Origin of the sequence: Pseudomonas sp. W5-01, from assembly GCF_046540435.1 — a bacterium.
GTDB lineage: Bacteria > Pseudomonadota > Gammaproteobacteria > Pseudomonadales > Pseudomonadaceae > Aquipseudomonas > Aquipseudomonas graminis_B.
In genome coordinates this window covers 334,142-354,487 of the sequence record NZ_JAXCIP010000002.1, presented here as the reverse complement: position 1 = coordinate 354,487, position 20,346 = coordinate 334,142, and the positions used below count along the sequence as shown (strand labels likewise).

The window sequence follows — 20,346 nt, the reverse complement described above, 5'->3', positions numbered from 1 at the left end:
CGACTCCCACGGGATGGTGGTTCGGCTCGATATTTCGGCCAGTTCGGGGGACTTGTGGGAGTGAGCTTGTTCACGAAGGGGCCGGGGCATTCAGCCACTTTTCTGGTGACTGAAAGTAAGTCTTCGCGAGCAAGCTCGACTCCCACGGGATGGTGGTTCGGCTCGATATTTCGGCCAGTTCGGGGGACCTGTGGGAGTGACCGCGGTGGAGGTCCACCTTGTTCACGAAGACTCATTGATGGGCAATGACTCAGGCAGATCATTGTTGATTCCTAATAAAAGCTTAAGAAACTCACTCCCGGACTCTCCGAACTCCACCCCTGAACCTGGCAACCCAAAGGAGTCCCATAGTGGATAATCTCCGACCCGGCTGACTAACCCTGCCCGGAGAGGATTGGCCACGATATAGCGGGCGAAGTGAATCAGATCATCCTCATGGCGTGCGGCTGCATCGTGATATCCAGGCTGCCACAGTCGCCCCTGATTGCCGGTGACCCTGTTCACCGCAATGGCGGTCTTCGACTTGATTCGCTGAACAATGCCCGCAAGCGAGCCATGATGAAGCTTCACTAACCAGTGAAAATGGTCAGGCATCACAACCCACGCCAGCGTTTTTGCAAATCCGCACTCGTGCACCTCTCTCATTTCCTTTACGAGCAGCCGACCCACCCGCCAATCACTAAAATCATCTCTCATACGGTCAAGCCGGGAGGTAACCAGATAGATCCTCCCCATTTCGGAATACCGCCCTATGCGCAAGCTGTGCGAACGCGCTTTCGTGACCATGCTGACTACCTCGACTGTGGATGCACAAACCACGGTAGCCGCTTCATGAGCCATGCCTGTGAGGGTGTATTTCACGCTATGTCCTGTTCATCCAACGCGGATGCACCCGGCCGCGCAAACAACAACGCCTCCACAAGGGAGGCGTTGGGTCTTACAGGTCGAGGGCTATGAAGCACGCACCTCAGGCAAGATCAAAGCGGTCCAGCTCCATCACTTTGGTCCACGCAGCGACGAAGTCCTCGACGAACTTCTGTTGCCCGTCCTCACTGGCGTACACCTCAGCCACTGCCCGCAACTGGGCGTGTGAACTGAACACCAGGTCGACGCGGGTGCCGGTCCATTTGACGGCGCCGGTGTTGCGGTCGCGGGCTTCGAACAGCTGGTCGCCACCCGACACGCCCTTCCACTCCACCCCCATGTCCAACAGATGCTTGAAGAAGTCGTTGGTGAGGACACCTGGCCTTTCGGTCAGGACACCGTGCTGGCTGTGGCCGGCATTGATGTCCAGCACGCGCAGGCCGCCGAGCAGGACGGTCATCTGCGGTGCCGTCAGGTTCAGCAATTGGGCCTTGTCCACCAGCAGTTTTTCCGCCGAAACGCGGTAATGGCCCTTGAGGTAATTGCGGAAACCATCGGCGATGGGCTCGAGGAAGCCAAAGGACTCGACGTCTGTCTGCTCTTGCGAAGCATCCGCACGCCCAGGGGTGAACGGCACGGTGACGTGATGACCGGCATTTTTCGCCGCCTGTTCGATACCGACGCTGCCGCCGAGAACAATCAGATCAGCCAGCGAAATCTGCTTGCCGCTGGACTGGGCGCTGTTGAACTCATCGCGGACACGCTCCAGTGCTTCCAGCACGACCGCCAGATTGGCCGGCTGGTTGACCGCCCAGTCTTTCTGCGGGGCAAGACGCAGACGGCCGCCGTTGGCGCCACCACGTTTGTCGGAGCCACGGAAGGTGGACGCCGCCGCCCAGGCAGTGCCGACCAGTTGCGAAACCGACAGCCCGGACGCGATGATTTTTTCCTTCAGTGCGGCAATGTCGCTGGCGTCCACCAGCGGGTGGTTGACCTCCGGAATCGGGTCCTGCCAGAGCAGTTCTTCGCCTGGCATTTCCGGGCCGAGGTAACGGGCCAGTGGCCCCATGTCACGGTGGGTCAACTTGAACCAGGCGCGGGCGAACGCGTCGGCCAACTGGTCGGGGTTTTCCAGGAAGCGACGGGAGATCAGCTCGTAGGCAGGGTCCACGCGCAGGGCCAGGTCGGACGTCAGCATGCGCGGTTCCTGGCGCTTGGACGGGTCATGGGCATGAGGAATCCTGCCCGCGCCCTCGCCATTTTTCGGCCGCCACTGATGGGCGCCGGCCGGACTCTTGGTCAGCTCCCACTCGAAGCCAAACAGGTTTTCCAGGTATTCGTTGCTCCAACGGGTCGGGGTCGAGGTCCAGGTCACTTCCAGACCACTGGTGATGGTGTCGCCGGCCTTGCCGGAGCCGAAACTGTTACGCCAGCCCAGGCCCTGTTCTTCAAGGCCTGCGGCTTCCGGCTCTGCCCCGACGTTGTCCGCCGGCCCGGCACCGTGGGTCTTGCCGAAGGCGTGGCCACCCGCGATCAAGGCAACGGTTTCCTCATCGTTCATGGCCATGCGGCCGAAGGTCTCGCGAATATCCCGCGCCGATGCGGCAGGGTCCGGCACGCCTTCCGGGCCTTCAGGGTTCACGTAGATCAGGCCCATCTGCACGGCCGCCAGCGGGTTTTCGAGATTGCGCTCACCGTTGGCGGTGCGGGTCTGCTCTTCGCTGTGGTGCTCGGGCTCTGCAACGAGTGTGCCCTCGCCCGGCTGTTGCATGTCTTTGTGCGCGCCATACCGGTCTTCACCGCCCAGCCAGGTGGTTTCGGCGCCCCAATACACGTCCTCGTCCGGTTCCCAGACATCGGCGCGCCCGCCGGAATAACCGAAGGTCTTGAAGCCCATGGATTCCAGCGCCACGTTACCGGTGAGCACGATCAGGTCGGCCCAGGAAATCTTGCTGCCGTATTTTTGCTTCACCGGCCAGATCAGGCGGCGTGCCTTGTCGAGGTTGACGTTGTCCGGCCAGCTGTTGAGCGGCGCAAACCGCTGCTGCCCGGCCCCTGCACCCCCACGGCCGTCACCGGTGCGATAGGTCCCGGCACTGTGCCAGGCCATGCGAACGAACAGTGGACCGTAATGCCCGAAGTCGGCAGGCCACCAGTCCTGGGATTGGGTCATGACCTCAAGGAGGTCGCGTTTGACCGCGGCAAAATCGAGGCTTTTGAATGCTTTGGCGTAGTCGAAGCCCTCGCCCATCGGGTCAGTCAAGGAGGAGTGCTGATGAAGAATCTTGAGATTCAGCTGGTTCGGCCACCAGTCACGGTTTGTCGTCCCGCCTCCGGCTGCGTGGTTGAACGGGCATTTCGATTCAGTCGACATGGTCTAATCACCTTCTTGTTTACTTTTTACTTTTCAGCCATCTGCGAGACGGCTAACGCTAGCACTCGCACAAGACTAGCCGACTCGGGCCAATCGTCTAATAGGCAAATGTTTTGGCGACCATAGAGTGATTCTGTTAGCGGAGTATTTAACCCGGATGCTTGTATTTTCCGGCGCTTGGGCCTAACTGTACGTGGAGCATCACGTGCAGATTGCAGCATCAGGTGCAGAGCCGGCGTCGACCGGCGTTTTGATCACCGTGGCAACATCCAGGAGATTTTGGCATGGCCACCACCGCTTCACTGGCCCCGCTGTTCCGGCAATCAGTGGGCTTTGATCGCTTCAATGATTTTTTCGAGTCTGCGCTGCACAGCGAAATCAACGCCAGCGGCCCCCCTCACAACGTCGAACGATACGGCACCGATCATTACCGGATCGTGATTGCCACGGCCGGGCTCGCCGCTGCCGACCTTGACCTGACCCTGGAAAGAAATGTCCTCACGGTTTGCGGGGGTGAGGCGCACACCGACGGCGGCGTGACCTACCTGCATCAAGGCATCGCCCACGGCCCGTTCCGGCTGGTCTTCCATCTGGCCGATCACATCGAGGTACAGGGTGCGACGTTCAAGAATGGTTTGCTGATCGTCTTCCTGCTGCGCGTCGAACCCCAAGGGGCCAAGGCGAGACGGATCAGTATCCACAGCCCGGGGGATGATCCCGACCGGCCGCACATCAGCCGGCCTTGATCACGTTGATATACCGCCTGATTTCTCTGGATCAGGCTTCGATCAGCGCGAAATCAAACAGCACCCGGGGCGCCTCGATCAGCAGCGAGCGCATCAATTGGGCGGTGCAGCCCAAGGCCTGCAACTGCTCGACCACCGAGCCATAGCTCACCGCGCGTTCATGCTGAGTGTGCGGCCAGTCACTGCCCCAGACCAGCCGCTGCCTGCCGAACGCATCGATCAATAACGGCAGCGCGGCACGGGCGAAATCGAGGTTTTCCCGGGCGCTGCCTTCCAGCCGGTAAATGCCCGACACCTTCATCCACAGTTGACCGCTGCGGCCCAGCTCCAGCATCTGGCGAAAGCCGGGCTGTTCGAGGCCCAGTCGGGCATCAGGCCGGCCGAAGTGGTCGATCACGATCTTCATCCCGAAGGGCATCAGCCCGGCCAGCAGCGCCGGCATATCGGCGACGTGGCGGTGCACTTCAACGTGCCAGCCGAGGGCTGCGATGTGCCCGAAAAACACCTGCCACTGCGGCTCGGAAAAGTCCGGCAGCGCCTTGCCCATCAGGTTCAGACGCACGCCGACGACGCCCAGCCTATCCATCTCGTCCAACGCGGCGCGGCTGATGTCACGCTCGACCACCACCACACCGCGCAGTTGACCCGGCGCCTGCTGAAGGGCGTCGAGCAAGTAGCGGTTATCGGTGCCGAGAAAACTCGGTTGCACCAGCACGCCATGGCTGAGGCCGTGCTGATCAAGTTGATGTCGGTACATCGCCAGCGTGGCGTCGTAGTCGGGTGAATAGCGTCGTGCCGATGCCAGGTCCAGCTTCCTGCTGAATATGTGTGCGTGACCGTCGATACCAAGGATGGACGGAGGAAGCGCGGAAAAAAGGTCGGACATGGATCTCATCTGTCAAAAGGTGCGCGACGCAACAGGCGGCGCGCGGAAGGAAAACTCAGGCGCGGGCGGTTTCGCTGCGTGTCTCTGCGGCGGCGCCGGCCATGGGGCTGGCTTCCAGGCTGCGACCGCGGGTTTCTGGCAGGCACAACGCGGCAATCACGGCGACGCCATAGGCGATCCCGGCGTCGATGCCGATGGCCGAACCCAGCGACATCGATTCGCTCATGTGGCCCACCAGAAACGGGAAGACCGATGACAGCACGCGGCCGAAGTTGTAGCAGAAGCCCACCCCTGCCCCGCGCACGTCAGCCGGATAAAGCTCGTTGAACAGCGCGCCGAGGCTGGCCGGGATGCCGGCGGCGAAGAAGCCCAGCGGGAAACCCAGGAACAGCATCTGCGTGTTGGTCAGCGGCAGGAATACGTAGCACTGCACGGTGATCACGCAGCACAGGGCGAACAGCACGATGTTCAGACGACGGCCGATGCCGTCGATGAGAAAGCCGCTGGCGATGCAGCCGCACCAGAACGCCACGATGATCACCGCCAGGTAGCCGCCGGAGTTGAGCACCGAGAGGTTGCGTTCGGTTTTCAGGAACGTCGGCAGCCAGGTCATCACCGCGTGGTATCCGCCGTGGGCGCCGAGGCCGAGCAAGCCGCCGAGCAGCGTCACGCGGATCAGTTCCGGGCGGAAGATGCCGGCCAGTGACGTGAAAAAGCTCTGGGGGATGGCGTTGTCTTTTTGCAGGCGCTGGAAGCTGTCCGGCTCCTCGACGTTTCGCCGCACCCAGATGATCAGCAGCGACGGCAGCAGGCCGACCAGAAACATCACCCGCCAGGCCATGTCCTGAGGCACAAAAGAATAGATCAGGGTAAACACGCCGACGGCCAGGCCCCAGCCCACCGCCCAGGCGCTCTGCACGGTGCCCATGACCTTGCCGCGGTATTTCGGGTTGATGGTCTCGGCCATCAATACGGCGCCTGCGGCCCACTCGCCACCGATGCCGAAGCCCTGCAACGCCTTGACGATCAGCAGCGAGCTGAAGCCGGTCACGAACGCCGACAGAAAGGTGAAGAACGAGAACCAGAGGATCATCCACTGCAGCGTGCGCACCCGGCCGTAGCGGTCGGACAGCGTGCCACCGACCCAGCCGCCGAGGGCCGAGGTGATCAGCGTCACGCCACTGATCAGGCCGGCGTCACCCTTGGTCAACGCGAAGGCGGCGATCAGCGCCGGGATCGCCAGGCCGAACATCTGGACTTCCAGGGCGTCCAGCGACCACCCGCCGAAGCAGGCCCAGAACGTTTTGCGCTCCCGAGGGGTGACGTGGCGATACCAGTTGAACATGGTTTTTGTCCTTATGAGGGTGGAGCGGCAGGTGTTGTAGTGCCCGTTCTGCGTGACGGGCTCCGGTGCAGCTGTTGGCGCTCGACGGCGCGGGTCAGCGGATGTCGACGCTGTAGCGGAAGTGGCTGGCATGGCCGCGTGAACGGCGCCATTCCAGCGGCTCGCCGGCGTAGTTGCGCGCCAGACGCTCGATCACCACCACCGGGCTGTTGACCGGCACCTGCAGCAAACGGGCGTGGGTCTCGTTGAGGGCTTCGGCGGTCAGGGTTTCTTCGGCGTAGGCCACCACCTGGCCGCATTGCTCTTCGTAGATCGGATAGAGCAGCGGGCCCTGGCGGCTGAGGTCGATTTCCAGCAGGGTCTGAAATTGCACCTGGGGCAGCCAGATTTCTTCGGCGAGCACGGGCTGAGCGTCGAGCAGCCGCAGGCGGATCAGGCGAATCACCGGCGCATCCAGCGGCAGACCGAGGGCCTGGGAAACGGCCGAGGGCGCGGTGACGGCTTCGATGGAGAGGATGCGGCTTTCGGGCACCTGGCGTTCGCCGGAAACGCTTTGAAAGCGGAAGAACCGGAACAGCGAGGACTGGAACTGTGGCCGGCGAATGAAGGTGCCCCGGCCCTGTTGGCGCTCGAGGATGTTTTCGTTGACCAGCATGTCGATGGCTTTGCGCACGGTGCCGGTGGACAGGCAGTACTCGCTGGACAGCGCAGCTTCGGTGGGAATGGCCTCGCCCGGCCGCCAGCGGTTGTTGGCGATCTGCTCGGCGAGCTGGTCGCGCAGGCGTTGGTAAAGCGGCAAGCGGACATCGCTGGAGAGTCGGTTCATGGAGGCGCTTCGCTGTTGTAGTTATTTAGTCATCTATATGAATCTGCGCTGAGTATTGTCCCGTTGCAAATGGCCGTCAAGGGAGGGAATGGGGGTTGGCGGATGAATGGCGGCGTAGTGCGTTTTTGGTGGGTACGCAAAAACGGCAGAGGTCGGTCTGCCGTTAGGGTGGGGTGCAGCGGGGAGGATCGGGTGTGGGCAGATCCAGCGGCTCAATCAGGTGGGCGAGATGGTTGCCAGGGCACCGATCATAAGGGTCAGGGCGAGAAAGCCGAACAGGAAGATGGCGAGCTTGGCCATAGAGTCTCCAATGTGAGCTGGGGGTACAGAGGATTCGAGCCGGGTGATAGCGTCCGGTCGGGCTCGATCGGTCGGCCGGGGTTGGAGTGATTTTGAGGGCTGACGCTGTTTCAGTACAGATTCAGGTACGGCTTATAAATACAGATCAGATGAGTCCGCACTTACGTCAAGATCAAGAGCATCTGCCTAACGGCAGATCGTTTCGCCTTCGGCGAGTTACTTTTAAAAAGCACTAAAAGTAACCAAAAGTGCCTGCTCTCGGTTTGGCCCGACTTCGTCGGGTTCCCTCACTCCGACGACGCTCCGTGGGCCCGCGCCGAACGGACATCCATGTCCTGGCGGCGCGCTCGCGGCATCCATGCCGCTCGGCCCACTCCCCGTCGCCTGCGTTCGGCCTGCACCCAAGTCGCGATTGACGGTGTCTGGGCTGGCTGTGTAGGAAGATCAAGATCAAGAGCAGATCAAAAGCTTCCCGGCTAAAGCCGGTCCTACGGTCGGGGGTCTCCACCGCTTTCACTGAATGCACCCGCTGCTGTAAGTCGGACCGGCTTCAGCCGGGAAGAGGCCGGAATGAGCGTCACAAGATGTCCGATCGTTCCCGTGCTCCGCGTGGGAATGCATCCTGTGACGCTCCGCGTCACCCTGCGGCTGACATGACACCCCACCAATCGCGCTGCTACGCTCCCTGCCCTTTCTCCACTTCAGGCGCCAGCCATGCCCATCATCCGCCCCATGACCCTGGACGATTACGACGCCATCACCCAACTGATGCGCGACACGCCGGGCATTTCCCTGCGTGACGCCGACTCCCGCGAGTCCACCGAGCGGTATCTATTGCGCAACCCTGGGTTGAGCTTCGTCGCAGAGGAAGATTCGCGCATCTGCGGCTGTGTCATGTCGGGCCATGACGGTCGGCGCGGGTATTTGCAGCATTTGCTGGTGCTGCCTGAGTATCGGCGGCAGGGGATCGCGCAGGCACTGGTCGAGCGCTGCCTGGTCAGCCTGGAGGCCGAAGGCATTCACAAATGCCACATCGACGTGCTTAAGACCAACCCGTCGGCGGCAACCTATTGGGCGAATCAGGGCTGGCAGCTGCGGGTCGATATCCACCGCTTTTCCTTCACCCGTCCTGGCAATGAGAACGCCTGACGCCCCTCAATCTTGGATCAGAGCTGGCGCGCAGGCGCCACGGGTTGGCGTCTGGCGTACACCATCAGGCCGCTGAGGAAGACCAGCCCGATGCCAAACATCGAGGCGGTGCCCGGGTAGTTGCCGAACAGCAGAATCCCGTAAGCCACCGCGAAGATGATCTGCAGGTAACCCAGCGGTGCAAGCACGGACGAGGACGCATAGCGATAGGACTTGGCCATCAGAAAGTGGGCGCACAAACCCAGACCGCCCAGCACGAGCAGCAAGCCCAGCTGCAGCCAATCGGGATCGGCCCAGTAGAACGGCACAATTGCGCTGAGGATCAGGGTGCAAAAAACGCCGACGTAAAAGCTGCACACCGACGGGCTGTCCGTCTCCCCCGCCAGTTGCGTGAGCAGTTGATACAGCGCGAAGAACAGCGCGGTCGCCAGCGGAAACAACATCCACAGCGAGAAGGCATCGCTGGCCGGGTTAATGATCACCAGCACGCCAATGAAGCCAAGCACCACCGAACCCCACTGCCAGCGATCCGCCTTGATGCCGAAGATCAGCGGCGACAGGATCGTTACAAAAGCAGGCGCAAGGAAGACCAGCGCCGTGGATTCGGCAATCGGCACGTGGGTCAGGCCAAACAGGAAAGACAGGCTGTCGGCGAGCAACACCACCGCCCGCAGCAGGTGCAGCCAGGGCCGTCGGGTGTGGAAGACTTTAGCGCCGCCGTTGCGCAGCAGCACGGTGGTCACCAGGGTTGAGTGAACGAGGTAGCGGGCCCACGCGACGAAGATCACCGGCAGGGAATAGATCAGCGTCTTGGAAATCGCGTCATGACTGGCGAACGTCAGCGCCACGCCCGCCATCAACCACATGCCGATGACTTGCCGGTGCGCGCCGTGATGGGGAGTCATTGCAAGGCCTGCCACGAAAATGATGCGCAGGAGTTAACCACAGAAGTCGGCCCAGGCGCCCCGCGCAATTTGCCTTGAGAGCGTCGCCCACTTTATCCAGGTCAATAAAAAACCCGCCTGAGCGGGTTCTTTTCTATCAACACCATTCCAACATCCTGTCAGCAGCCGTCCCGGCAAATGGTGGATCATCCATGACCTGAGAAGCACATCCAGCGCCTCCGTTGATGTGTCTAGATTGCGCTTGTCGCGGTTCGGTGTACAGGGAGACATTGCCCGATGACGTGTAAGCCTTTCGCCATAGCGCATGTGCGGCGACAGCCGAACTTCCTGCAAGGCTCGGGTGAAGCGCCCCAGCGCAAGCCTCGCGACAAACACATGGCGTAGGCATAATGTGCGTCTCACGAATACGCCTGCCGACTTGAGCCTGCGTTGCACAGCCATGCCTCAGTCGGTTTCAAACCAGCCCGGCCCTGCCGCGCAACGGGAAGCGATATGCCCACTCTTCTTCTGAGACGCCCCTGCTCTCTGTTCGAAAGCCTGCTCGACAGTCCCCTTGCCCGCCGCTTGGCCCTCTCACGGTCGGAGCAGCCATGATCGAAGTCACCGAAGTCTCCATCGCGCAACTGCGCGCGGCCCTTGAAGCCGGCCAGACCACTGCCGTCGAACTGGTCCAGGCCTACCTCGCCAGAATCGACGCCTACGACGGCGCCGACACCGCCACCGCGCTTAACGCCGTGGTCGTGCGCAATCCCCAGGCCATCGACGAGGCCCAGGCGTCCGACGACCGTCGCGCGCGAGGCGAAACCCTCGGGCCTCTGGACGGTATTCCCTACACCGCCAAAGACAGTTATCTGGTTAAAGGCCTCACGGCCGCGTCGGGCAGCCCGGCGTTTGCCGAACTGGTCGCCCACCGCGACGCCTTCACCATCGAGCGACTGCGTGGCGCTGGCGCAATTTGTCTGGGCAAGACCAATATGCCGCCGATGGCCAATGGCGGCATGCAGCGAGGCGTGTATGGCCGCGCCGAAAGCCCCTACAACGCGGGCTTCCTGACGGCACCGTTTGCATCCGGATCGTCCAATGGCGCCGGCACTGCAACGGCGGCGAGTTTCGCGGCGTTCGGGCTCGCCGAAGAAACCTGGTCGAGCGGCCGTGGCCCTGCGTCGAACAACGGTTTGTGCGCCTACACGCCGTCGCGCGGGGTGATTTCGGTACGCGGCAACTGGCCCCTGACGCCGACCATGGACGTGGTCGTGCCCTTCGCCCGAACCATGGCCGACCTGCTTGAAGTACTGGACGTGGTAGTCGCCGAAGACCCGGACACCCGCGGCGACCTGTGGCGCTTGCAGCCGTGGGTGCCGATTCCCTCGGTCGACTCGGTACGCCCGGCGTCCTACGCCGAGCTCGCCGCCAGCCCGCAAACCCTGGCCGGCAAACGCTTCGGCGTGCCGCGCATGTACATCAATGCCGACCCAGAAGCCGGGACGTCCGAAGCTCCAGGCATCGGCGGCCCCACCGGCCAGCGCATCATCACCCGCGCGTCGGTGATCGACCTCTGGAAACAGGCGCGCCAGGCACTCGAAGCCCAGGGCGCTGAAGTGATCGAGGTGGACTTCCCGCTGGTCTCCAATTGCGAAGGCGATCGTCCCGGCGCGCCGACGGTCTACAACCGCGGCATCGTCTCGAAGGCATTTCTGCACCACGAACTGTGGGACCTCACTGCGTGGGCCTTCGATGATTTCCTGCAAGCCAACGGCGACCCGAAGCTGAACCGCCTGGCCGACGTCAACGGCCCGCTGATCTTCCCCCATGACCCTGGGACCCTGCCCAACCGCGAGGGCGATCTCGCCGCGGGCATGGACGAGTACGTGAAGATGGCCGAGCGCGGCATCACGCCGTGGGAGCAGATCGACTCACTGGCCGACGGCTTGCGCGGACTGGAACACACCCGGCGCATTGACCTCGAAGACTGGATGCAGAAGCTCGGGCTGGATGCGGTGCTGTTTCCGACCGTGGCCGACGTGGCGCCGGCCGATGCCGACGTCAACCCGGCCTCCGCCGACATCGCCTGGAGCAACGGCGTCTGGGTCGCTAACGGCAACCTCGCGATCCGCCACCTCGGCGTGCCCACCGTCACCGTGCCGATGGGCGTGATGGCCGACATTGGCATGCCCGTGGGCCTGACCTTTGCCGGCCGGGCTTACGACGATTCCGCCCTGCTGCGCTTCGCTTCGGCATTCGAATCCATCGGCAGCAAGCGCCAGATTCCACCGCGCACGCCGCCGCTGTCGTCCGCCCGTTAATCACCGAACGGATCGGGGCCTGCGCGCCTCGATCCGACACGCCAAAACTGACCCTCAGGAGATGTGTTCAATGAGCAAGGCACCCTACGTCCCGCCTACCGTGTGGAAACACGAAGCGCCCTCCGGCGGCCAGTTCGCCAGCATCAACCGCCCGACTGCAGGGCCGACCCATGAAAAGGTCCTGCCGGTTGGCAAACACCCGCTGCAGCTGTATTCACTGGCCACGCCCAACGGCGTCAAGGTGACGATCCTGCTGGAAGAGCTGCTCACCCTCGGCCACAGCGGCGCGGAATATGACGCCTGGCTGATCCGTATCAATGAGGGGGATCAGTTCGGCAGCGGCTTCGTCGACATCAACCCCAACTCGAAAATCCCTGCGCTGCTGGATCGCAGCGTCGAGCCGGGCCTTCGCGTGTTCGAGTCCGGTTCGATCCTGCTGTATCTGGCGGAGAAATTTGGCGAGTTGCTGCCCAAGGACTTGGCCGGCCGCACCGAAACCCTAAACTGGCTGTTCTGGCAGATGGGCGCTGCGCCATATCTGGGTGGCGGCTTCGGGCATTTCTATGTGTACGCGCCGGAGAAATTCGAATACGCGATCGACCGCTTCACCATGGAGGCCAAGCGTCAGTTGGACGTGCTTGATCGCCGCCTCAGCGAAAGCGCCTACCTGGCCGGCGACAGCTACACCATCGCCGACATCGCCGTGTGGTCGTGGTACGGACAAGTGGTGCGCAACACCGTGTACGGCGCCGCCGAATTCCTTGCTGCTCACGAATACACCCACGTGCAGCGCTGGGCCGAAACCATTGCCCAACGGCCAGCGGTCATTCGCGGAATGCGGGTCAACCGGACCTGGGGCGATGAAGCCACCCAAGTGCCGGAACGGCATGATGCGTCGGACCTGGATTGACAAAAATCCAGGCGTTGAGTGGCTGTTGAACCGGTCCCCTGCGAGCACCGCGTGCTCTTTGCAGGACCGGCTTCAGCCGGGAAGGCGTCGGTCGTCACGCTGCAAATCCGAGGGTGTTCACACCGGCCTCTTCCCGGCTAAAGCCGGTCCTACGAGGACACCGCATCCAGCCAGAGGCACCGCGTATGCTGGGTGTAGGACCGGCCTCTTCCCGGCCAAAGCCGGTCCCACGAGGACACCGCATCCATCCAGATTCACCGCGGATGCTGGATGTAGGACCGGCTTCAGCCGGGAAAGCGTCGGTCGTCACGCTGCAAAATTGAAGGTGTTCACACAGGCCTCTTCCCGGCCAAAGCCGGTCCTGCTGACAATAATGAATCAGGCGCCCTGGCCGTCGAGTTCGACGAGCATGTCTGGCGGAATGACCAGCTCGGTGGCGCTTAGATTTTCGTGAAGATGCGCCACCGACGAGGTGCCCGGAATCAGCAGCAGGTTGGGCGCACGCTGCAGCAGCCACGCCAGGGCCACGCACATCGGCGAGGTGTCGAGGCGTGTGGCGACGTCCGACAGCGTCTGCGACTGCAAGGGTGTGAACCCGCCCAGCGGGAAGAACGGCACGTAGGCGATGCCCTGCTTGCCGAGTTCGGCGATCAACTGCTCGTCATCCCGGTGGGCCAGGTTGTAGTGGTTTTGCACGCAGACCACCTCGGCAATGCTCTGCGCTTCAGTGACCTGCTTGGCGCTGACGTTGCTCAGGCCCAAGTGCTGAATCAGCCCCTGACGCTGCAACTCGGCCAACGCGCTGAACTGCTCGGCAATCGACTGCTGGTCCGGGGAATGCCCGGTGCCCCACGCCCTGAAGTTCACCACGTGCAGCGCTTCGACGTCGAGATTGCGCAGATTGTCGTGCACCGCGCTCACCAACTCCGACGGGCTATTGGCAGCGTTCCATGACGCGTCAGTGCCTCGCGACGCGCCGACCTTGGTGACGATCAGCAACTCGTCGCTATAAGGATGCAGGGCTTCGCGGATCAGGCGGTTAGTGACGTGAGGGCCATAGAAGTCGGCAGTGTCGATATGGTTGACCCCGGCCGCCAGCGCTTCACGTAACACGGCGATTGCAGCCGCGTGGTCTTTCGGCGGTCCGTAAACGCCCGGCCCGGCCAGTTGCATGGCACCGTAGCCCATGCGGTTGACGGTGCGACCGCCGAATGAAAACTGTCCTGCCTTGCTGGCCTGGCTCATGGGTAACGCCTCGTGATCAAGAATGTAGGACGACTATAGGCGTTGACCGATGCGCTGATAATCAGGTGCAATCGGCACGGGTTGTACGAGTGAGCGGACAATGGCAACAGACATTCAGGATTTGCTGGCCTTCGTGGCCGTGGTCAACGCGGGCGGTTTTCGGGAAGGCGCACGGTTGAGTGGCAAGTCGGCATCCAGCCTCAGCGACGCGGTTCGACGCATGGAATCGAGGCTGGGCGTGCGCTTGCTCAACCGCACCACGCGCAGCGTCGTGCCGACGGAAGCCGGCGCGCGGCTGATGGAACGGATTGTACCGGCGCTCGGGGAAGTCGAATCGGCGCTGGACGTGGTCAACGATTTTCGCGACCGCCCTTCCGGCACGCTCAGGCTTAACGTACCGGTCAGCGCCGCTCGCCTGATACTCCCGGCAATCATCACCCCGTTCCTGCAAGCGCACCCGGACATCCGCATGGAAGTGATCACCGAGGAAAGCTTCGTCGACATGCTCGCCGCCGGCTGCGACGCGGGCATCCGCTACGACGACCGCCTGGAACAAGACATGATCGCCGTGCCCATCGGCCCGCGCGTTCAGCGTTTCGCGACGGCGGCCTCGCCGGCGTACCTCGACGCCCGGGGCCGGCCCGAGCATCCGCGTGATCTGTTGAACCACAGTTGCCTGCGCGGCAAATTCCCCAGCGGTTCTATTCCACTGTGGGAATACGAGCGTGACGGGGAAGAAGTTCGTGTCGACCCGACCGGCCCACTCATCGTGCGGATTGGCGGCGCAGTGGACCTCTCCGTGCAAACCGCCATCGACGGCCTGGGCATCGTTTCGTTGTTCGAAGACTGGTTGCGCCCCCATCTCGACAGCGGCGCACTGGAACCGGTACTCGAACCCTGGTGGCCGCGTTTCAGCGGGCCGTTTCTGTATTACCCCGGCCGGCGCTATGTGCCATCACCACTGAGAGCATTTCTGGACTTCATCCAGCGGCGTGGGTAACCCTCATCGGCGCCAACACGTAATGAGCCTTTAAATAAATAAGCGGCTGGAACACGTTCATGGCGAACGATACAACGGAACGTTCCAGCTCAATAATCACGCAAAAAAAAAACGCTGCATTCAATGCAGCGTTTCTTTTATAGCGTTTGTAATTGAAGCCGCCAGGGCACTGGCGATTAACCATTTTGACGACCGTAGCCCATGATGGTGTAGTCAAGGCTGTGGGTCACGCCGGCGTGGTCAACATACACCATGGTGGATTGCACGGGACCATCAACTTTCTGTGGGTCCTGAGCGTTTTTGATGCTGATCACTTTAGCGACGTCGATGCCTTTGTGACGGTTGTATTGTTCAACCTGGGTCGAGGGCTGCTGGTGGGTGGCCGGGCGTTCGCCGGCAGCGGCGAACACACTGACAAGGGACAGGGCGGCGAAGGTTAATACTTTCATGGTCGTTCTCCAGAAGTTCATTAAGTAGTAAGGGAGCAAAGCGCTTGTCGTTTGCTTCTGGGGCCATTCTGTTCGTGATCCTCGCCGATGATAAATACTTAAAATCGATAAAGCCCATCACCGCCATCGATGCGCATAGTTATTAGTTCAATTCCCGTAATAGTCCTTTGCATCTTCCGTTACCCACAACTTTATGCGCCACTGATGTCCGCTTCGCCAACACCCTTTAGAGTGCGGCAGATCCTGGCGCTGCACTTTCCCGAAGCGCGTCATGTTGTCGCGGGGCATTCAACTGTCTCCGAGAAATATTTTCAGTGCAATCAAACATTTCCAATGACGAACGTACTACCATTCGTCCCGCTGACTCGTCCCGAACCCCAAGATGTCCGAGCAGACCTCTATAAAGCGCTGGCCACTGGCACGGCGCTATTTTTTTAAAAAAACCGAAGCCTTGATGCCGCCTCACGACTCCGCTCGTGACGCAGTGCGTCAACCGTGATGACCTTCTGAGGTTGCAATGCAGAAATTGATGATTAACGGCCAGGAGCACGACCTGGATGTCGCCGACGACATGCCATTGTTGTGGGTCCTGCGCGACGTGATGGGCCTGACCGGCACCAAGTACGGCTGCGGCATCGCCCAGTGCGGCGTGTGCACCGTGCACCTGGACGGCCAGGCCGTGCGCTCGTGCGTGCTGCCGGTCAGCGCCGTGGCGGGCCGCAAGGTCACGACCATCGAAGCCGTCGGCGAGCAGGCTGTGGGTCAGGCGGTACAGAAAGCCTGGCTGGACCATGAAGTCGTGCAATGCGGCTACTGCCAGCCGGGGCAGATCATGTCGGCCGTCGCGCTGTTGCAGGAACACCCCAAAGCCAACGACGAGCAGATCGTCAACGCCATGTCGGGCAACCTTTGCCGCTGCGCCACCTACACCCGCATTCGCGCCGCCATCAAAAGCGTCAGCCAGGCCTGAAGGAAGTCATCATGTCCGAATCACAATCATCTGCCGCGATGCTCTCGCGTCGTGGATTGCTCAAAGGCAGTGCGCTGCTGGGCGGGCTGGTCATTGGCACTTACCTGCCGGCGACCGTCACCCGCAGCTTCGCCGCCGACCTGGTCAAGGGCGCGAGCCTGGGCGACAACGCCGAGCAAGGCTATGGCGCTTTCGTGCGCATTGATCACAGCGGCGCCGTCACGCTGATTTCGCCGAAGATCGAAATGGGCCAGGGCGTGCAGACCGGCATCGCCATGATGGTCGCCGAAGAGCTCGAAGTGCCGTTGAGCCAGATCACCATCACCGAGGCGCCGCCCAATGCAGCGCTGTACACCGACGCGCTGCTGAGCTTCCAGGCCACCGGCGGTTCGACCTCCACCCGCTACAGTTGGGAGCCCCTGCGCAAGGCCGGCGCCAGCGCGCGCATCGTGCTGATCCAGGCCGCGGCGATGCGCTGGAAAGTCGCGCCGAGCCAGTGCCATGCCGAGAACGGCCGGGTCATCGGCCCGAACGGTCAAAGTGCCGGTTACGGCGAGCTGGTGGATGCCGCGGCGAAGTTACCGCTGCCAACCGACATCCCGCTCAAAGCCGTCAGCGAATTCAAACTGCTGGGCAAACCGGTCCAGCGACTGGATACGCCGAACAAGGTCAACGGCACGGCGAAATTCACCATCGACCTGCAAGTGCCGGGGATGCTGATTGCCTCCACCCTCACCTGCCCGGTTCACGGCGGCAAACTGCGCGGCGTGAAGAATGAAGACGCTGCGCGCAATATCCCTGGCGTGCGCGATATCGTGCGGCTGGACAACGCGGTGGCGGTAACGGCGAGCAATTTCTGGTCCTGCCAGCAAGCGCTCAAGGCGCTGGACATCGACTGGGACCTCGGCCCCCACGCCGGTCTGGATTCCGCCCAGCTGGACAAATCGCTGTTCGACGCCAGCGCTGGCGATGGTGTGTTCGCGCACCAGTCCGGTGACATCGCCGGCGCGCTGAAAAACGCTTCCAGCCGCTTCGAAGCGATCTACGAGCAACCCTTCCTGTCCCACTCGCCGCTGGAGCCGATGACCTGCGTCGCCCATGTGCGCGCCGACGCGTGCGAGTTGTGGGTCGGCTGCCAGGCGCCGGGGATGGCCCAGGCAGGCGCCGCCAAAGTCTGCGGCATGCCGGTGGAAAAGGTGGTGATCCACAACCAGTTGATCGGTGGTGGTTTCGGCCGTCGTCTGGAGTCGGACTTCATCTTCCAGGCCGTGGACATCGCACGCCAGCTCAGCTACCCGATCAAGCTGATCTGGAGCCGCGAAGAGGACATGACCCACGACCGTTATCGTCCGCACTACGTCGACCGCCTCAATGCGGCGCTGGACAAAGACCTGCGTCCGGTGGGCTGGGAGCATCGCATCGCCGGTGCTTCGGTGGTCGCTGCCTACATCGGCGCATTGCCGGCTGACGGCGTCGATGGCGATGCCGTCGAAGTGGCGAAGGACCCGATCTACACCCTGCCCAACCTGCAGGTGCGCTACATCCGTCACGACCCCGAGGTGATTCCGGTTTCGTGGTGGCGTGGCGTCGGACCGTTGCGCAGCACCTACGCCATCGAGTGCTTCATCGACGAGTTGGCCCACAACGCCAAGGTCGATCCGGTGAAATACCGCCTGGCGCTGATGCAGTCGCAACCCCGCGCGCAAGCGGTGCTGACCAAGGCCGCGCAACTGGTGGAGTGGGACAAGCCACTGCCTGCCGGTTCGGGCCGTGGCGTGGCGGTGACGGCGGTGTTCGGCAGCTTCGTCGCCACCATCGTCGAGCTGGAGAAGGAAGGCGAAAAAGGCCTGCGCATCAAACGGCTGGTGACGGTCATCGACTGCGGCTTTGCCACCAACCCGACCTCCGTGGCGTCGCAGATGGAAGGCGGCACGCTGTTCGGTCTGTCGGCCGCGCTGTTCAACGAAATCCTCGTCGAGAAGGGTCAAGTGCAGCAGACCAACTTCCACGAGTACCGGCAGATCCGCATGAGCGACGCGCCGCCGGTGGAAGTGCACATCGTCGAGAGCGTCGAGACCCCTGGCGGTGTCGGTGAAACCGGCGCAGTGCCCGCTGCGGCCGCGCTGGTTAACGCCGTGTACGCCGCGACCGGTGTGCGTGAGCGTCGTTTGCCGTTGAGCCGTTCTGGCTATTTCACTGTTTAAGGAGCGCGTCATGAACGTTTTCAACACTGCGCTCGGACTTGTGGCCGGTTTGCTGGCCAGCACCGTTTACGCGAGCGACACCCCGGCGATGAGCAAGGGCGAATACCTGACCCGCGCCGCTGATTGCGTGGCCTGCCACGTCGTGCCGGGCGGCAAGCCGTACGCCGGCGGGCTGGAATTCAAGTTGCCGTTCGGCAGCCTGTATTCGCCCAACATCACCCCGGACAAAGAGACCGGTATCGGCAACTGGACCGACGACGAGTTCGTCGACGCCCTGCAGAAAGGCGTGGGCAAGGACGGCAAGCATTACTACCCGGCCTTCCCTTACACCTCGTACACGCTGATGTCCCGCGAAGACATCCTGGCGATCAAGGGCTACCTGTTCAGCCTTGAGCCGGTCAAGCAGATGCCGCCAGAGAACAAGATTTCGTTCCCGTTCAATCAGCGTTGGGGAATGATGTTCTGGAACGCGATGTTCGCCGGCAACGAACGCTTCGTCCCGGACAGCAAGCAATCGCCTGAATGGAATCGCGGCGCGTACCTGGTGCAGGGCCCAGGCCACTGCGGCGAGTGCCACACCCCACGCAACGTCTTCCAGGCGATGAGCTCCGGCAATTCTTTGGCAGGTGCTGAACTGGGCAACTGGATGGCCTACAACATCAGCTCCGACGCCAAATACGGCATCGGTGCCTGGCCGGAAGACGCCATCGTCAGCTACTTGTCGAAGGGTTACGCGGCCGGTTTCGGCGGCGCGGGCGGCCCAATGGGTGACGCCGTCGAGCACAGCCTGCGCTACCTCGATCCGGCGGACCTGAAAGCCATCGCGGTGTACCTCAAGAGCACGCCGGCACGAAGCGAAGGCATCCCCCGCCCAAGCATGGTGATGAACGATGCCGCACTGCAAAAGGGTCTTGGTCAGAAGCTGTTCAACGACACCTGCGTGGCCTGCCACCAGATCGACGGCAGTGGCCGGCAGTCCCCGGCAGGCGGGTTGGCGGGCTTGAAAACCGTCAACGACCCCAAAGGCCGGAACGTGATGGCGACGTTGCTGGAAGGTCATACGCCAACGGCGGCACGGGTCGATCAGCGCATGCCTGATTTCGCCCGCAGTTACAGCGACGCTGAACTGGCCGCCGTGAGCACCTTCGTGCTGCGTCGGTTCGGTAAGAGCGACGGCGAGATCAAAGCCGAAGACGTCGCTAAAAATCGCGCCAGCGCGTTGCATTGATGGAGCGGCAGCGCGGCTGGCTCTCCTGTGAGTCAGCCGTGCTGCCGGGCCATTCGGCGGTTCAGGTCTTCAGCACCTGCGCCGCCACCGCCGCCTTGTCGATCACCGACTCGACGTTGACGATACGCCCCGCCGCAAATGTGTAGAACACGTTCTCCGTAAACTGCACCCTCCTCCCATTCACCGGCACATCGAACAGCTCGCCCACCGGCGTGCAATCGAACGTCAGCCTTGCGGCGATGTGCGGTGGCTCTGCGATCAGCAGATCGATGACAAAACGCAGGTCAGGGATGGCGCGAAAATCCCGTTCCAGCATCTGCCGGTAGCCGGCCAGGCCTACGCGCTCGCCGTTGTAACGCACCTCATCGCCGACGAAATCGCCCAAGGCAGCCCAATCCTGGCGATTGAGGCAGTCGATGTAGCCGGTGTAGAAGTCCTTCAGTGTCTGGTTGTTCATCGTTTCTCCCGGTGTGGGTGGTTCGCATGAATGTTAGTATCCATGGATGCACGCGATGCTTGGTAGGACCGGCTTCAGCCGGGAAGAGGCCAGCGTGAACACCATCAATTTTGCAGTGCGACCACTGACGCTTTCCCGGCTGAAGCCGGTTTCACTCGATGACTGCAGTGTGTGGTTGCCGTTGG

Annotated in this window: 16 protein-coding genes and 1 pseudogene; 8 read left to right on the top strand and 9 right to left on the bottom strand. The window is 62.2% G+C overall.

The features are described 5' to 3' along the window. Positions 1-330: 330 nt before the first annotated feature. Positions 331-786 (bottom strand): annotated as a pseudogene (locus SLW75_RS06945) (REP-associated tyrosine transposase); the annotation flags it as partial. A gap of 181 nt (positions 787-967) precedes the next feature. Beyond that, positions 968-3,238 (bottom strand): catalase/peroxidase HPI, encoded by a 2,271-nt coding sequence (gene katG / locus SLW75_RS06940; RefSeq protein WP_192130153.1) that lies wholly within the window; start codon positions 3,236-3,238, stop codon positions 968-970. A 284-nt stretch (positions 3,239-3,522) separates the two neighbouring features. Here katG and SLW75_RS06935 point away from each other — a divergent pair, with 284 nt between their 5' ends. After that, positions 3,523-3,984: an Hsp20 family protein gene (locus SLW75_RS06935; protein ID WP_065988612.1), complete on the top strand. Its 462-nt coding sequence runs from the start codon at positions 3,523-3,525 to the stop codon at positions 3,982-3,984. Positions 3,985-4,015: 31 nt separating this feature from the next. Here the strand turns inward: SLW75_RS06935 and SLW75_RS06930 are convergent, their stop codons facing one another. The 3 genes from SLW75_RS06930 to SLW75_RS06920 are packed head-to-tail and all read right to left on the bottom strand — an operon-like array spanning position 4,016 to position 7,041. Beyond that, positions 4,016-4,870: an amidohydrolase family protein gene (locus SLW75_RS06930; RefSeq protein ID WP_410934007.1), complete on the bottom strand. Its 855-nt coding sequence runs from the start codon at positions 4,868-4,870 to the stop codon at positions 4,016-4,018. A gap of 55 nt (positions 4,871-4,925) precedes the next feature. Then, a complete protein-coding gene (locus tag SLW75_RS06925; protein WP_410934006.1) occupies positions 4,926-6,347 on the bottom strand; it encodes an MFS transporter in 1,422 nt (473 codons plus the stop codon). Next, on the bottom strand, positions 6,310-7,041 hold the full coding sequence (locus SLW75_RS06920) for a GntR family transcriptional regulator (RefSeq protein ID WP_410934005.1): 732 nt from the start codon (positions 7,039-7,041) through the stop codon (positions 6,310-6,312). Before SLW75_RS06920 ends, SLW75_RS06925 begins: the two co-directional genes overlap by 38 nt. A 1,014-nt stretch (positions 7,042-8,055) precedes the next feature. Between SLW75_RS06920 and SLW75_RS06915 the strand changes: the two genes are divergently transcribed. After that, a complete protein-coding gene (locus SLW75_RS06915) occupies positions 8,056-8,490 on the top strand; it encodes a GNAT family N-acetyltransferase (protein ID WP_410934004.1) in 435 nt (144 codons plus the stop codon). A gap of 17 nt (positions 8,491-8,507) precedes the next feature. On the opposite strand, the gene SLW75_RS06910 is transcribed toward SLW75_RS06915, so the two are convergent. Then, positions 8,508-9,395: a DMT family transporter gene (locus SLW75_RS06910; protein ID WP_410934003.1), complete on the bottom strand. Its 888-nt coding sequence runs from the start codon at positions 9,393-9,395 to the stop codon at positions 8,508-8,510. 590 nt (positions 9,396-9,985) lie between these two features. Here SLW75_RS06910 and SLW75_RS06905 point away from each other — a divergent pair. Both SLW75_RS06905 and yghU read left to right on the top strand, forming a co-directional pair. After that, entirely contained in the window at positions 9,986-11,698 is a 1,713-nt protein-coding gene (locus tag SLW75_RS06905) for an amidase (protein WP_410934002.1), read from the top strand. A gap of 70 nt (positions 11,699-11,768) precedes the next feature. Beyond that, positions 11,769-12,608 (top strand): glutathione-dependent disulfide-bond oxidoreductase, encoded by an 840-nt coding sequence (gene yghU, locus SLW75_RS06900; RefSeq protein ID WP_410934001.1) that lies wholly within the window; start codon positions 11,769-11,771, stop codon positions 12,606-12,608. Positions 12,609-12,986: 378 nt separating this feature from the next. Here the strand turns inward: yghU and SLW75_RS06895 are convergent, their stop codons facing one another. After that, entirely contained in the window at positions 12,987-13,853 is an 867-nt protein-coding gene (locus SLW75_RS06895) for an aldo/keto reductase family oxidoreductase (protein ID WP_410934000.1), read from the bottom strand. A 100-nt stretch (positions 13,854-13,953) separates the two neighbouring features. Between SLW75_RS06895 and SLW75_RS06890 the strand changes: the two genes are divergently transcribed. Beyond that, positions 13,954-14,853 carry a LysR family transcriptional regulator gene (locus SLW75_RS06890; protein WP_410933999.1) on the top strand — a complete coding sequence of 300 codons (900 nt, stop codon included), beginning with the start codon at positions 13,954-13,956 and terminating at the stop codon, positions 14,851-14,853. 176 nt (positions 14,854-15,029) lie between these two features. Here SLW75_RS06890 and SLW75_RS06885 read toward each other — a convergent pair whose 3' ends face one another. Next, on the bottom strand, positions 15,030-15,302 hold the full coding sequence (locus tag SLW75_RS06885; RefSeq protein ID WP_065988622.1) for a DUF2790 domain-containing protein: 273 nt from the start codon (positions 15,300-15,302) through the stop codon (positions 15,030-15,032). 517 nt (positions 15,303-15,819) lie between these two features. On the opposite strand from SLW75_RS06885, the gene SLW75_RS06880 reads away from it, so the two are divergent. From SLW75_RS06880 to SLW75_RS06870, 3 genes are read left to right on the top strand one after another with little or no spacing between them, the layout of a single operon-like run. Next, on the top strand, positions 15,820-16,272 hold the full coding sequence (locus SLW75_RS06880) for a (2Fe-2S)-binding protein (protein WP_065988623.1): 453 nt from the start codon (positions 15,820-15,822) through the stop codon (positions 16,270-16,272). Positions 16,273-16,283: 11 nt separating this feature from the next. Beyond that, positions 16,284-18,476, top strand: a complete 2,193-nt coding sequence (locus SLW75_RS06875; protein WP_410933998.1) for a molybdopterin cofactor-binding domain-containing protein — start codon at positions 16,284-16,286, stop codon at positions 18,474-18,476. A 10-nt stretch (positions 18,477-18,486) separates the two neighbouring features. Further along, entirely contained in the window at positions 18,487-19,704 is a 1,218-nt protein-coding gene (locus tag SLW75_RS06870) for a c-type cytochrome (RefSeq protein ID WP_410933997.1), read from the top strand. A gap of 61 nt (positions 19,705-19,765) precedes the next feature. On the opposite strand, the gene SLW75_RS06865 is transcribed toward SLW75_RS06870, so the two are convergent. Continuing rightward, positions 19,766-20,161: an ester cyclase gene (locus SLW75_RS06865; RefSeq protein ID WP_410933996.1), complete on the bottom strand. Its 396-nt coding sequence runs from the start codon at positions 20,159-20,161 to the stop codon at positions 19,766-19,768. Between the last annotated feature and the right edge of the window lie 185 nt (positions 20,162-20,346).